Consider the following 14,116-nt stretch of genomic DNA (forward strand, 5'->3'; position numbering starts at 1 on the left):
GGGGATTGTGAACGGAAGGACAAAGGGGATTTTTTACCCGGTCTTTCAGCGGGTTTCGGTCCGAATCGAGGCCTGGTAGCGCGGCGTTGAGCGTTTCAGTGGTCAACCTCCGTGCGTCGGGCGGCTGTTGTTCGGCGTTCACGCCGGCGCAATGTCCAGGTATGGACCTGGCCGTCCGATTGGCGGGATCCCGCCACGCGTCGCACTTGTCCACCATCAGGACAGCTGGTAGCACACGTCCCGTCCGCCGGTACGGTAAGGAGGTGGCCAAGCCCCTCGCACTCGACTTCGACCCGATCGCCCGCGCCGACGAACTGTGGGCCCGCCGCTGGGGCACCGTGCCCTCGATGGCGGCGATCACCTCGATCATGCGCGCCCACCAGATCCTGCTCTCCAGAGTCGACGCGGTGCTCAAGCCGTACGGGCTGACCTTCGCCCGGTACGAGGCGCTGGTGCTGCTGACCTTCAGCCGGACCGGCGAACTCTCGCTGTCCAAGATCGGCGAGCGACTGATGGTCCACCCGACCAGCGTCACCAACACCGTCGACCGGCTGGAACGGGCCGGCCTGGTCGCCCGCCGCCCCAACCCGCTGGACGGCCGCGGCGTGCTCGCCTCGATCACCCGGCGCGGCCGCGCGGTGGTCGAGGAGGCCACCCGGGAGCTCATGGCGATGGAGTTCGGGCTGGAGGAGTACGGCCCCGAGCAGTGCCGCCAGGTGTTCGAACTGCTCAAGCCGCTGCGGATCGCGGCCGGGGACTTCGCCGAGCCGGACGAGGGGGCTGCGAAGGAGCGGCCGTGAGGGCGGCTACCCTCGTGGGAGCGGTGCGCGGATCCGGGCGTACCGGCCGAAACTGCCGAGCAAGGCGAGGAAGAGTATGAAGGCGACCCCCCTGCTGGGCTGGTACCGCGGCCTGGCCATTGCGACCGGTGTGGCTCTACTGGTGTTCTGCGGCTTCATGGTGGCGAAGTACGGCTTCAGCACCGCCGAGGACGTGACCACCTACGTCGCGATGCTGCACGGCTACCTGTACATCGGGTACTTCATCGTGACCTTCCTGCTCGGGCAGAAGCTGAAGTGGCCGCTGGGCCGACTGGTGCTGACCCTGGCGGCGGGCTGCATCCCCTTCCTCTCCTTCGTCTTCGAGCGCAAGGTGGCCCGCGAGGCCGCCGAGAAGCTCCAGGCGGGCGACGGCGCCCGCCAGCCGGCCGGCGTCTGAGCCGGGCCGACCGCGCGAAACGGCGCCCCTTCCCCGGGCGGGGGAGGGGCGCCGTCGTTTTCCGGTTCGCGTCGAGCGGGTATCCATCGACAACTACTAGGACGTCCGAGTAAATTAGTAGGACGTCCTAATAGCTGTGCCGCCCGGTGCCGTGGCGGCCGTACGGAGCGGAGTTCGGCCCATGGACGCCGAGGAGATCGAGCGCGGACGGCAGCGCTGGCAGCAGCGGTACGACAAGGCCCGCAAGCGGGACGCGGACTTCACCACCCTGTCCGGCGACGAGGTCGAGCCGGTGTACGGCCCGGCCCCCGGGCAGGCCGTCGAGGGCTTCGAGCGGATCGGCTGGCCGGGCGAGTACCCGTTCACCCGCGGGCTGCACCCCACCGGCTACCGGGGCCGCACCTGGACCATCCGCCAGTTCGCCGGCTTCGGCAACGCGCAGCAGACCAACGAGCGCTACCGGATGATCCTGGACGCGGGCGGCGGCGGCCTGTCGGTCGCCTTCGACATGCCCACCCTGATGGGTTACGACTCGGACGACCCGAAGTCGCTCGGCGAGGTCGGCCACTGCGGCGTGGCCATCGACTCGGCCGCCGACATGGAGGTGCTGTTCAACGGCATCCCGCTCGGCGAGGTCACCACCTCGATGACGATCAGCGGCCCGGCCGTCCCGATCTTCTGCATGTACCTGGTCGCCGCCGAGCGCCAGGGCGTGGACCCGGCGGTGCTCAACGGCACCCTGCAGACGGACATCTTCAAGGAGTACATCGCCCAGAAGGAGTGGCTCTTCGCCCCCGAGCCGCACCTGCGCCTGATCGGCGACCTGATGGAGCACTGCGCCAAGGGCATCCCCGCGTACAAGCCGCTGTCCGTCTCCGGCTACCACATCCGCGAGGCCGGGGCGACGGCCGCGCAGGAGCTGGCGTACACCCTCGCGGACGGCTTCGCCTACGTCGAGCTGGGCCTGTCCCGCGGCCTGGACGTGGACGTCTTCGCACCCGGCCTGTCCTTCTTCTTCGACGCGCACCTGGACTTCTTCGAGGAGATCGCCAAGTTCCGTGCCGCGCGCCGGATCTGGGCCCGCTGGATGCGCGACCGCTTCGGCGCCAAGACCGACAAGGCGCAGTGGCTGCGCTTCCACACCCAGACCGCCGGCGTCTCGCTCACCGCGCAGCAGCCGTACAACAACGTGGTGCGCACCGCCGTCGAGGCGCTCTCCGCGGTGCTGGGCGGCACCAACTCGCTGCACACCAACGCGCTGGACGAGACCCTGGCGCTGCCCTCCGAGCAGGCCGCCGAGATCGCGCTGCGCACCCAGCAGGTGCTGATGGAGGAGACCGGCGTCACCAACGTGGCCGACCCGCTGGGCGGTTCCTGGTACGTCGAGGCGCTGACCGACCGGATCGAGCAGCAGGCCGAGGCGATCTTCCAGCGGATCCTCGACAAGGGGCACGAGGACCACGAGATCGGCCCGATCACCTCCGGCATCCTGCGCGGGATCGAGGAGGGCTGGTTCACCGGCGAGATCGCCGAGGCGGCCTTCCAGTACCAGCAGGGTGTGGAGAAGGGCGAGAAGCGCGTGGTCGGCGTCAACTGCCACCCGCGCAGCGTCACCCCCGACCTGGAGATCCTGCGGGTCAGCCACGAGGTCGAGCGCGAGCAGGTGCGGGTGCTGGGCGAGCGCAAGGCGGCCCGGGACGAGGCGGCGGTGCGGGCCGGGCTGGACGCCATGCTGGCGGCGGCGCGCTCGGGCGAGTCGATGATCCCGCCGATGCTGGACGCGGTGCGCGCCGAGGCGACGCTCGGCGAGATCTGCAACGCGCTGCGGCAGGAGTGGGGGACGTACCAGGAGAACGCGGCGTTCTGATCGCCTGAACACCCGAGCCGCCCCGAGCCGAAGGGGCGCGCCGGTGCCGAAAGGGAGAAGCGACAAGCGAGGTACGAGCGCCGGAGCGCCGACCGTCGGCACCGGGTCGGAGCGCCCCGGAGGCGAGCGGGCGAGTAGCAGCAGCCGCCGTACGGGGTTCCGTACGGCGGCTTCGGCATGCCCTCAGCCGGTGGTGAGCGGTCCGAGCAGCAGGTCGGTGAAGCGGCGGGTCCACTCGGGGGTGATCGGCTCGCCGCTGACCAGGACGCGGTGCTCGACGGTGCCCGCGATGGTGTCGAAGATGATGTCGACCTCCTCGCGGGCCGACTCGGCGTCGGTGTCCGGTCCGAGTTCTCCGCGCGCCTGGGCGGCCGCCCGGCCCTGCCGGACCAGGTGCTTCTGCGGGTCCACGATCGCCTCGCGGATCCGGCGGTGCAGCAGCGGGTCGCGGGTGCCCTCGGCGAACAGCGCGAGCAGCGCGGCCTGGGTCTCCGGGCGGGCCAGCAGGTCGGCGAACTGGGTCACCACGGCCTCGATGTCGGCCCGCAGGTTGCCGAGGTCGGGCATCACCAGTTCGTCGAAGAGGCTGGCGACGGCGTCCACCACGAGCTCGTTCTTGGACGGCCAGCGGCGGTAGAGGGTGGTCTTGGCGACCTTGGCGCGGGTGGCCACATGGCCCATGGTCAGTCCGCCCCAGCCGAGTTCGGCCAGGGCTTCGCGGGTGGCGTCGAGGATCGCGAGGTCGGCGGCGGCGCTGCGCGGGCGGCCCTTGGCCCGGGACGCGTTCGTCCCCTCCTGGACTGTGCTGCCCCGGACTGTGCTGTCCGGGACCGTGCTGTCCGGGCTCGCGGAGGGCTGGGCGGCCGGCACCGGGTCTCCTTGCGCTTTACTGGTAAGTAACTTGGGTGGGGCTGGTAACGGTAGCGACTGTTCGTCGATTCGGGCAGCCGGGCGGGTCGGGAAAGTGGGGCAGGTCACGTCCCCGAAGCGCAGGTTGGGCTTGCGGCCGGGGCACCGGCTCCAGTTACGCTACGACCTGTAGCGAAAGCAGTGACAACCAGGCGCCGCATCCCGTGGGACGGGGGCGGCGCGGGTGCGGGTGGGGATCCGCGCCGAACGGTTCAGACTACCGGGGGAGGGGTGCACCGCCCGGAAACCCGTCGCCGCGCAGCCCGCGCGGGGCGACTTTCCGGAGGTTGGTGCCCGCGGGCAGCGCGGACGGGGGAGGATGGTGCCATGCAGCCACGGAATTCGCGTCTCAACAGCTCCGCCCTGCGCGGCGCGGTCGACCTCGCCGCAGTGAAGGCGGCCGGCGAGGCCGCCCAGAAGGCCGAGCAGGCCCGGGTCGAGCGGGCCCGTCAGGCGGCCGCCGCCGAAGCGGCCGGAGTCGCCCCCGACCAGTCCGCCGCCCACCAGCTCGTCATCGACGTCACCGAGGACACCTTCGAGGACGAGGTCGTCCAGCGCTCCGCCGAGGTGCCGGTCGTCATCGACTTCTGGGCCGAGTGGTGCGGCCCCTGCAAGCAGCTCAGCCCGATCCTGGAGGGCCTGGCCGAGGAGTACGCCGGCCGCTTCGTGCTCGCCAAGATCGACGTGGACGCCAACCAGCTGATCGCCCAGCAGTTCGGCATCCAGGGCATCCCGGCCGTGATGGCCGTGGTGGCCGGCCAGCTGGTGCCGCTGTTCCAGGGCGCGGAGAGCGCCGCCAACATCCGCAAGGTGCTGGACCAGCTGATCCTGGTCGCCGAGCAGCGCTTCGGCATCTCCGGCGGCGCGGTCGCCCTGGGCGAGGCCCCGGCCGCCGCCCCGCAGCGGCCCGAGGACCCGGCGCTGGCCGCCGCGCACGACGCGCTGGACGCCGGCGACCTGGGCGGTGCGATCCAGGCGTACAAGAACGTGCTGACCGACCAGCCGGGCAACACCGAGGCCAAGCTGGGCCTGGCCCAGGCGGAGCTGCTGCAGCGGGTCGAGGGCCTGGACCTGCAGACGGTCCGGGCGGCGGCCGCCGCCGATCCGAAGGATGTCGAGGCCCAGCTGCGGGCGGCCGACCTGGACCTGGTGGGCGGTCACGTCGAGGACGCCTTCGGCCGCCTGGTGGACACCGTCGGCCGGACCTTCGGTGAGGACCGGGACACCGCCCGGCTGCGCCTGCTGGAGCTGTTCGAGGTGATCGGCGCCGAGGATCCGCGGGTCGTCGCGGCCCGGACGGCGCTGGCCCGCGTGCTGTTCTGAGTCCGGTACCGGCCGGGTCCTGCCGGGCTGCCTGGCACCGGGTGCCTGGCACGGCGGATGACCTGCGGTGTCGCTGGAGATTTGGCGACAATCCGGTCAACCGGACAGACGTTTACCAAATCTTGATTTCACCCGCGGGTGGTCACGTTCAGTGACCACCCGCGGGTGTTTCGCTGGTGTTTCCGGCGGATTTCGTCGCCGCGATTTCTTCAAGGCGTCACGCAGGGTGTAATTTCGGACGTTTTCATGATCAACGCCACCTGCTGTTGCATTACCCGTCAGTAAGGCACCCCTTGTGCTTCGCCCGGGATTCAAGCACGATCGGCCACGCCCGGTCCCAGACTCCACACCCACCGACAGCCGGTCGGCCAACGCGGAGTGCGGGATCCCCACCGGGTGATCCGCCGACCCCGGTCGGCGGTAGGGAGGGCAGGGGGGTATCCGCGGTCCCACGGCGGTTCCTGTCCTCGACCGGCCGCGCGGCCCTGCGCGGTCGCTGGTTGTCGCTCGGGGGTGATCGCCGATGTCGTCGGTCCGACCCGTCGTCCCACAAGGACGGCCGGTATCGGGACGGGAGTGCCGCGTTGCGCCGGCCGCTCCCGCGTCCGACGACGCCCAAGGCGCTCTCCGCTACCGAGGACGTAGCTCTCTCCCATCCCAGGCCCCCACCGGCGCGGGACGCGCCGCCGGGGAGCCGGAGATGTACGTCCTAGAAGGAGGACTCGCATGTCCAAGACCTACGGCAAGACCCGCTGGAAGCGCTTCGCCCTGGTGATGGTGCCGAGCGTCGCGGCCACCGCGATGGTCGGCGTCTCGATCGCCAACAGCGCGCTCGCCGCCTCGTTCAGCATTTCCGGCCAGCAGTTCAAGGTCAGCACCGACCAGCTGCACGGCACCAACTTCGCCCAGTTCGGCTCCGTCGACATCGAGGCGAACGGCAAGCCGCACCCGGTCGCGGTCTCGGCCTTCGACCACGCCACCATCAACAACCTGTGCCAGTCGGTGGTGACCGACCTGTCCGCGTTCGGCCTGGGCAAGATCACCCTGCAGCTGCACGCCGGCACCGACGCGGCGAAGCCGGTTGAGGCTTCGAACCTGCTGATCGACCTTGAGCAGCTGAAGGCGGACGCGACCTTCACCAACATCAACATCGGTCAGGACGCCTCCACCCTGTCCGGCTCGGCCACCCAGGGCTGGGCCCCGCACGCCGGCGTCACCAAGGCGGGCGGCGGCGCCGGCCTGCCGACCGGTCCGACCGGCTTCGCCCAGTCCGCCCAGGTCGCCGACCTGAGCGGCGTTCAGCAGACCGCGCGGGCCACCTCGGCCGGCACCTTCAAGCTGAACGGCCTGAACCTCGCGCTGAAGAGCGGCGACGGCGCGGGCAACGAGTGCTTCTGAGCCTCGACTGACGTTCCGGACCCCGTCTGACGGCACGCCGCCCGGTGTGCCGGGACGACGGGTCCACCTGGGGCCGGGGGCGGCGGGCGACCGCTGTTCCCGGCCCACCCCCCTTTTGTTCTTCCCTCGTAGCGACGTCGAGGAGTTGCACCATGTCCAGCGCAACGGTCGAGACGCGGCCCCGCCAGCAGAACCCCATCGGGTGGCTGTGGCGGCACTTCCGCGAATTCCGCCGCACCAGGCCCTTCTGGGGCGGCCTGCTGGCCATGATCGCCGGCGTCCCGATCCTCTACTTCCCGTACGCGCACCTCACGTTCGGCGGGCTGACCATCGCGATGTCCACCACCGCGGGTGCCGGATCGCTGATCATCGGGGTGCTGATGATCATCCTCGGCGCGACCGCCTGGTTCCAGCCCGCCGTACGGGTCTTCGGCGGCATCGCGACCATCCTGCTGACCCTGGTCTCGATCCCGGTCTCCAACCTGGCGGGCTTCGGACTGGCGCTGCTGCCCGGTCTGATCGGCGGCGGGCTGATGGTCTCCTGGGCGCCGCTGCCGGAGCCGTCCACCCGGCCGGCCAGGGGACGGCGTGCGCGCCGGGCCGAGAAGGCGGAGGGCGACGCGGTGGCGGAGAGCGTCGCCACCGAGCCCGCCGCGGCCGCTGAAGCCGAGACCGCCGAGACCGCTGCCGAAGCAGCTGTGAAGGGCGCCGAGGCCGCCGAGGCGCCCACCGCGAAGCTGCCCGCCCAGGGCGCGCCCAAGGAGCCCGCGGCGGCCGAGGCCGCCGCCGAGGCCGCCGTTCCGCAGCAGGGCGGTGCCGGGGGCCAGGAGGAGGCGCGGTGAGCGGGCCGGCCGAGCAAGCTGAGGGCACGGCCGTCCCCGCGCAGCGCTCCGGCAGACACGCGGCGCCGCGCACGCCGGTCCGGGTCCGGCTGAGAGGCCGCGCGCTGGCGATGGCGGCGGTGCCGACCGCGCTGCTGATGGCCGCCGCCTACACGCCCAACCCGGCGGTCGCCGAGTCCGCGGCGGGCAAGCCCTGCCCCACCGCGCCCGCCGCCGTCCCGGACGTCGCGCCGATCGAGACGCCCGTCCCCAAGAGCGAGCTGCCCGCGCCGCCGCCCGGCCCGTCCGACACGCCCGGTACGGCGCCGACGGCGGCTCCGACCGCCGGGGCCACCGCGGCGCCCTCGACCGGCCCGACCTCGGTGCCCACCCAGACGCCGACCACCGCGCCGCCCACCTCGCCGGTGAAGCCGCCGGCCGCCACGACGCCCACCTCGCCGGTGAAGCCGCCCGTGGTCCGCTCCGTCGACACCGGCGGTTCGGGTGCGGTGAGCGCCGTCTACCAGGGCACCGGCAACGGCACGGCCACCGCGAGCCAGGCCGGACTGATCGACGACATCGTCGGCGGCATCAACCACCTGCTGAACCCGGGTGCTTCGGCCGGCCCGACACCGAGTGCCACCCCGACCGCCACTCCCGCGCCGGGCGCCCCCGCGCCGGGCCCCCAGGCCCCGGCCGCCCCGGCCCCGCGAGTCGGCACCCCGGCGCAGCCGGCCCAGCCGCAGGCCCCGGCCGCCGGTACCCAGCAGGCCGCGCCGCCCGCCGCGCAGTCCTCGGGCGGCCAGCCCGTCGGCGGGCAGCCCTCGCCGGCCGCCACCGCGCCGACCGGCAAGGCGAGCCCCAAGGCGGTTCCGACCGCGACCCCCTCGGCCGGCGCCTCCACGACGCCCACGCCCGACACGAGCGCCTCGGGCACGCCGTCCGCCTCGCCCACCGCGAACCCCAACTGCGCGGTGGACGCCCGGAACCTGACCGCCGGCGCGGCCACCCCGGGGCACGTCGTCCCGGAGCAGAACTGGACGCTGCAGACCAGCCGGCTGGCACTGCACGGCTCGGTCTTCCACGGTGTCTACGACGTGAAGACCCCGACCGGCACCAAGCGGGTGCTGAAGTTCGTGGTCGACAGCGTGGACATCGACAATCTCGACATGTCGACCCTGGAGGGCAACGGCGTCACCTTCCACGTCCAGGGCGCCCCGGGCTCGACCTCGACCATGCGCAACGGCCCGGTCACCATGTACGTGGAGCGGCTCTCCGGCCACCTGTCCAAGGTGCTCGGCCTGCCGATCCCGATCGACCTGGGCGAGATCACCCTCACCCCGGACACCCTGCCGCGCTGGCTGTACGACCTGATCGGCGCCATCCCGATCCCGCTGGACCTGGAGCTGACCGGGGTCACCGCCAAGCAGGCCGGCCAGTTCGGCGGCACCCTGCACATCCCCGGGATGCACCTGTTCAACGACGACGCCCCCTACAGCGACAAGTAGGCGGCACGTAGCGGACGCCGAAACGCAGGTGGGGCGGCCCTCCCGTTCAGGAGGACCGCCCCACCTGCGTTCGTGCTAGCGGAGCGTCACTCGCCGTGGCTGCCCAGGCGGTGCACCTGCACCATGTTGGTGGTGCCGGGGATGCCGACCGGGACACCGGCGGTGACGATGACGGTGTCGCCCTCGCTCAGGGCGCCCATCTTCAGCAGCTCGCGGTCGACCTGCGCGACCATCGCGTCGGTGGTGGCCACCTGCTCGGTGACGTACGACTCGACGCCCCAGCTCAGCGAGAGCTGGTTGCGGGTGGCCGCGTCCGGGGTGAACGCGATCACCGGGATCGGCGAGCGGTAGCGGGACAGCCGACGCGCGGTGTCACCGGACTTGGTGAACGCGATCAGCGCCTTGCCGTTCAGGAAGTCGCCCAGCTCGCACGCGGCGCGGGCGACCGAGCCGCCCTGGGTGCGCGGCTTGCGGCCCGGGTTGAGCGGCTGGAGGCCCTGGGAGACCAGCTCCTCCTCGGCCTTCTCGCAGATCCGGCTCATGGTGCGGACGGTCTCGACCGGGTACTTGCCGACGCTGGACTCGGCGGAGAGCATCACCGCGTCGGTGCCGTCCAGGATGGCGTTGGCGACGTCGGAGACCTCGGCGCGGGTCGGGCGGCTGGCGTGGATCATCGACTCCATCATCTGGGTGGCGACGATGACCGGCTTGGCGTTGCGGCGGGCCAGGGTGATCAGCTGCTTCTGGACCAGCGGCACCCGCTCCAGCGGGTACTCCACGGCCAGGTCGCCGCGGGCGACCATGATGGCGTCGAAGGCGAGGACGATCTCCTCCATGGCCTCGACGGCCTGCGGCTTCTCGATCTTGGCGATGACCGGCACCCGGATGCCGACCTCGTCCATGACCTCGTGGACGTCCTTGATGTCGTCCGCGTTGCGGACGAAGGACAGGGCGACCATGTCGACGCCCAGACGCAGCGCGAAGCGCAGGTCGTCCTTGTCCTTCTCGGACAGGGCGGGCACGTTCACGGCCGCGCCGGGCAGGTTGATGCCCTTGTTGTTCGAGAGCACGCCGCCCTCGACCACTACGGTCTTCACCCGCGGGCCGTCGACGCTGACGACCTCCAGGGCGATGACGCCGTCGTTGATCAGGATCGGGTCGCCGGGCTTCACGTCGCCGGGCAGGCCCTTGTAGGTGGTACCGCAGATGTGCTGGTCACCGGGGACGTCCTCGGTGGTGATGGTGAACTCGTCGCCGTTGTCGACGGTCACCGGGCCGTTGGCGAAGGTCGCCAGACGGATCTTGGGACCCTGGAGGTCGGCCAGGACGCCGATGGCCTTGCCGGTGTCCTCCGAGACCTGGCGGACCTTTCGGTACCGCTCCTCGTGGTCCGCGTGGTTGCCGTGGCTCATGTTCAGTCGGGCGACGTTCATGCCCGCCTCGACGATGGCCTTCAGCTGTTCGTAGGAGTCCGTCGCCGGACCCAGGGTGCAGACAATTTTCGCTCGGCGCATATGGATCAGTCTATCCGTTCGTGCTATAGGTGCATTCGGCACGAATCGTGGGGAATCGCCGACGAAGGATTCCGAGGAGCGAGACGACGGTGTGTCAGTCCTCGGACTTCTCCCCCTCCAGGTGCACCAGGGCGAAGGCCTGTCGGGCGATCTCCAGCTCCTCGTCGGTGGGCACCACCGCGACCGCCACCCGGGCGTACGCGGGCGAGATGATCCGGGGCTCGCCCGAGCGCACCGAGTTCAGTTCCGGGTCCACGGCGATGCCCAGCTCGTCCAGCCCGGCGGTGGCCGCCGCGCGCACCGGCGCCGCGTTCTCCCCGACGCCCGCGGTGAACGCGATCGCGTCCACCCGGCCGAGCACCGCGTAGTAGCCGCCGATGTACTTGCGCAGCCGGTGGACGTAGCTGTCGAAGGCGAGCTTCGCGTCCGCGTCCCCCTCGTCGGCCCGGCGCATGATCTCGCGCATGTCGTTCTCGCCGCACAGGCCGCGCAGGCCGCTGCGGCGGTTGAGCAGGTCGTCGATCTCGTCGACGGACAGCCCGCCGACCCGGTGCAGGTGGAACACCACGCCGGCGTCGATGTCGCCCGAACGGGTGCCCATGACCAGGCCCTCCAGCGGGGTCAGGCCCATCGAGGTGTCCACGCAGTGCCCGCCGCTGACCGCCGAGGCGGAGGCGCCGTTGCCCAGGTGCAGCACGATCACGTTGACCTCGGCCGGGTCCTTGCCGAGCAGCCGGGCAGTGGCCCGCGAGACGTACTGGTGCGAGGTGCCGTGGAAGCCGTAGCGGCGTACCCGGTGCTCGTCGGCGACGGCCTTGTCGATCGCGTACCGGGCCGAGTACTCGGGCATCGACGCGTGGAAGGCGGTGTCGAAGACGGCCACCTGCGGCAGGTCGGGCCGCAGCGCGCGGGCCACCTCGATGCCGGTGATGTTGGCCGGGTTGTGCAGCGGCGCGACCGGGATCAGCCGGCGGATCTCCTTGAGCACCTCGTCGGTGATCACGGTCGGCTCGGTGAACCGCTTGCCGCCGTGCACCACCCGGTGGCCGATCGCGGCCAGCTCGGGGGAGTCCAGCCCGAGGCCGTCGGCGGCCAGCTCCTCGGCGACGGCCTTCAGCGCGGCCGAGTGGTCCGGGAAGACCTGCAGCACCTCGCGCCGCTCGCCCGCGCGCGGGGTGTGCGCCAGCCGGCCGCTCGACTCGCCGATCCGCTCGACCAGCCCGGAGGCCAGCTTGGCGCCGTCCAGCATGTCGATCAGCTGGTACTTCACCGACGAGGAGCCGGCGTTGAGCACCAGAACGCGCGTCCCTTCACTCATGCGCTCGGCTCCTTGTCGTCCTGGGACTGGATGGCGGTGATCGCGACGGTGTTGACGATGTCCTGCACCAGTGCCCCGCGCGAGAGGTCGTTGACGGGCTTGCGCAGCCCCTGCAGCACCGGGCCGACCGCGATCGCGCCGGCCGAGCGCTGGACGGCCTTGTAGGTGTTGTTGCCGGTGTTGAGGTCAGGGAAGATCAGCACGGTCGCCCGCCCGGCCACCGGCGAGCCCGGCAGCTTGGTGGCGGCGACGAGCTCGTCCACCGCCGCGTCGTACTGGATCGGGCCCTCGACCAGGATGTCCGGGCGCAGCTCGCGGACCAGCTCGGTGGCCTTGCGGACCTTGTCGACGTCCGCGCCCGAGCCGGAGGTGCCGGTGGAGTAGGAGAGCATCGCGACCCGCGGCTCCACCCCGAACTGGGCGGCGGTGGCGGCGGACTGGATCGCGATGTCGGCCAGCTGCTGGGCGTCCGGGTCGGGGTTGACCGCGCAGTCGCCGTACACCAGTACCTTGTCGGCCAGGCACATGAAGAAGACGGAGGAGACGATCGAGGCGCCCGGCGAGGTCTTGATCACCTCGAAGGCGGGCCGGATGGTCGCCGCGGTGGAGTGCACCGCGCCGGAGACCATGCCGTCGGCGATGCCCTCCTGGACCATCAGGGTGCCGAAGTAGGAGACGTCGGTGACCACGTCCAGGGCCAGTTCGACGGTCATTCCCTTGTGGGCGCGCAGCCGGGCGTACAGCTCGGCGAACTGCCGGCGCAGCGGGCTGGTGGCCGGGTCGACGATCCGGGCCTGGGCGCGGTCGGCGCCCGGTTCTCCCCCGGCCTGCGGCAGGTCGATGCCCAGGCTCGCCACCTTGCGGCGCACCGCGTCGATCTCGCCGAGCAGGGTGAGGTCGCAGATGTTGCGGCGCAGCAGGATCTCGGCCGCGCGCAGCACCCGCTCCTCGGTGCCCTCGGGCAGGACGACGTGTCGGCGACCGGCCCGGGCGCGCTCCAGCAGCTCGTGCTCGAACATCATCGGGGTGACCCGCTCGGACCGGCCGACCTCGATCCGGTTCGTCAACTCGGCCGTGTCGACGTGCAGTTCGAATAGGCCGAGGGCGATCTCGGCCTTCCGGGGGCTGGCCGCGGTGAGCGCGCCCTCCAGGTGGGTCAGGGTGGCGGCGGTGGGCCAGCTGCCCTCGGGGACGACCGCGACCGGGGTGCCGGGGGCGAGGCGGGCGGCCAGCGCCATGACGTTGGGGCCGGGGTGCTGACCGAGGGTCAGCAGCACGCCGGCGATCGGCGGGGCGCCGGCCGCGTGGGCGGCCAGTGAGCCGACCACCAGGTCGGCGCGGTCCCCGGGGGTGACCACCAGGGCGCCCTCGGTCAGCGCGTCCAGGAAGGTGGGCAGCATGGCGCCGCCGAAGACGAAGCCGCGCACGTCCCGGGCCAGGCCCGCGGCATCGCCGAGCAGCACCTCGGCGCCGGTCGCCTCGACCAGCTGGGCGACGGTCGGCGCGGCCAGGGCCGGCTCCTCCGGGATGACGTAGGCGGGGATCGGCAGCTTCTCGGTGAGGGTGCGCTGGATCCGCTGCTTGGCGCTCGGGGCGGTCCGGTTGGCGATCATGGCCAGGGTTTCGCAGCCGAGGTCGGTGTACGCCCGGTGGGCGTTGCGCACCTCGGCGATCACGGCCTCCGGGTCCTTGCCCTGGCCGCCGACCACCGGCAGCACGGCGGCGCCGAACTCGTTGGCGAGGCGGGCGTTGAAGGCCAGTTCGTCCGGGATGTTGGTGTCGGCGAAGTCGGTGCCGAGCACCAGGACGGCCTGGCAGCGCCGCTCCAGCGCGCGGAAGCGGTCGACCAGGGCGGAGACCAGCTCGTCCTGTCCCTGGGCGGCCTGCAGCGCGGTGGCCTCCTCGTAGGTGAGCCCGTACAGCTCGGAGCCGGGCAGCTCGATCCGGTAGCGGCCGCGCAGCAGTTCGACCACGTGGTCCGAGCCCGGCTCGCCGGGGGCGGCCGCGTGCACCAGCGGACGGAACACCCCGACCCGGTCCACCTGGCGGGTGAGCAGTTCCATGACCCCGAGTTCGACGGCCTGTCGGCCGTCCCCCCGGTCGATGCCGGTCACGTACACGCTGCGCGCCACGTGGATGTCTCCGTCCCGTCGTCTCGGAAGGTGGTCATCTCGACCATACCTTCGCACCCCGAACAGCTGTCCGCGAGCAGAGGGCGCCCCGGGCGGCAAGGGACGAAG

11 protein-coding genes are annotated in these 14,116 nt (G+C 71.8%); 7 read left to right on the forward strand and 4 right to left on the reverse strand.

Going from position 1 to position 14,116, the window contains the following annotated elements; all coding sequences use genetic code 11:
- Positions 1-263: 263 nt before the first annotated feature.
- The 3 genes from ACIRYZ_RS12370 (at position 264) to ACIRYZ_RS12380 (ending at position 3,085) form a co-directional block, all read left to right on the forward strand.
- Positions 264-800, forward strand: coding sequence for a MarR family winged helix-turn-helix transcriptional regulator (locus ACIRYZ_RS12370; protein ID WP_402942587.1), 537 nt, complete (start codon positions 264-266; stop codon positions 798-800).
- Positions 801-876: 76 nt separating this feature from the next.
- Positions 877-1,218: a DUF3817 domain-containing protein gene (locus ACIRYZ_RS12375; RefSeq protein ID WP_402942590.1), complete on the forward strand. Its 342-nt coding sequence runs from the start codon at positions 877-879 to the stop codon at positions 1,216-1,218.
- A 181-nt stretch (positions 1,219-1,399) separates the two neighbouring features.
- Positions 1,400-3,085, forward strand: a complete 1,686-nt coding sequence (locus ACIRYZ_RS12380) for a methylmalonyl-CoA mutase (protein WP_393031639.1) — start codon at positions 1,400-1,402, stop codon at positions 3,083-3,085.
- Between the two features lie 183 nt (positions 3,086-3,268).
- Here ACIRYZ_RS12380 and ACIRYZ_RS12385 read toward each other — a convergent pair whose 3' ends face one another.
- A complete protein-coding gene (locus ACIRYZ_RS12385; RefSeq protein WP_393031687.1) occupies positions 3,269-3,820 on the reverse strand; it encodes a TetR/AcrR family transcriptional regulator in 552 nt (183 codons plus the stop codon).
- A 501-nt stretch (positions 3,821-4,321) separates the two neighbouring features.
- On the opposite strand from ACIRYZ_RS12385, the gene ACIRYZ_RS12390 reads away from it, so the two are divergent.
- The 4 genes from ACIRYZ_RS12390 to ACIRYZ_RS12405 all read left to right on the forward strand — a co-directional run bounded on the left by ACIRYZ_RS12390 (position 4,322) and on the right by ACIRYZ_RS12405 (position 9,044).
- Complete coding sequence (locus tag ACIRYZ_RS12390; protein ID WP_402942594.1) at positions 4,322-5,317, forward strand: tetratricopeptide repeat protein; 996 nt, start codon at positions 4,322-4,324, stop codon at positions 5,315-5,317.
- A 726-nt stretch (positions 5,318-6,043) separates the two neighbouring features.
- Complete coding sequence (locus ACIRYZ_RS12395; protein ID WP_402942597.1) at positions 6,044-6,715, forward strand: DUF6230 family protein; 672 nt, start codon at positions 6,044-6,046, stop codon at positions 6,713-6,715.
- Between the two features lie 152 nt (positions 6,716-6,867).
- On the forward strand, positions 6,868-7,557 hold the full coding sequence (locus ACIRYZ_RS12400; RefSeq protein WP_402942600.1) for a DUF6114 domain-containing protein: 690 nt from the start codon (positions 6,868-6,870) through the stop codon (positions 7,555-7,557).
- Positions 7,554-9,044, forward strand: coding sequence for a hypothetical protein (locus tag ACIRYZ_RS12405; RefSeq protein ID WP_402942603.1), 1,491 nt, complete (start codon positions 7,554-7,556; stop codon positions 9,042-9,044). The genes ACIRYZ_RS12400 and ACIRYZ_RS12405 overlap by 4 nt, the downstream gene beginning before the upstream one ends.
- An 86-nt stretch (positions 9,045-9,130) precedes the next feature.
- On the opposite strand, the gene pyk is transcribed toward ACIRYZ_RS12405, so the two are convergent.
- The 3 genes from pyk to pta form a co-directional block, all read right to left on the reverse strand.
- Positions 9,131-10,558, reverse strand: a complete 1,428-nt coding sequence (gene pyk, locus ACIRYZ_RS12410) for a pyruvate kinase (RefSeq protein WP_393031653.1) — start codon at positions 10,556-10,558, stop codon at positions 9,131-9,133.
- A gap of 94 nt (positions 10,559-10,652) precedes the next feature.
- Positions 10,653-11,876 carry an acetate kinase gene (locus ACIRYZ_RS12415; RefSeq protein ID WP_402942606.1) on the reverse strand — a complete coding sequence of 408 codons (1,224 nt, stop codon included), beginning with the start codon at positions 11,874-11,876 and terminating at the stop codon, positions 10,653-10,655.
- On the reverse strand, positions 11,873-14,008 hold the full coding sequence (gene pta, locus ACIRYZ_RS12420) for a phosphate acetyltransferase (protein ID WP_402942609.1): 2,136 nt from the start codon (positions 14,006-14,008) through the stop codon (positions 11,873-11,875). The genes ACIRYZ_RS12415 and pta overlap by 4 nt, the downstream gene beginning before the upstream one ends.
- Positions 14,009-14,116 lie beyond the last annotated feature (108 nt).

Origin of the sequence: Kitasatospora sp. NPDC101155 (assembly GCF_044768305.1) — a bacterium.
Lineage (GTDB): Bacteria > Actinomycetota > Actinomycetes > Streptomycetales > Streptomycetaceae > Kitasatospora.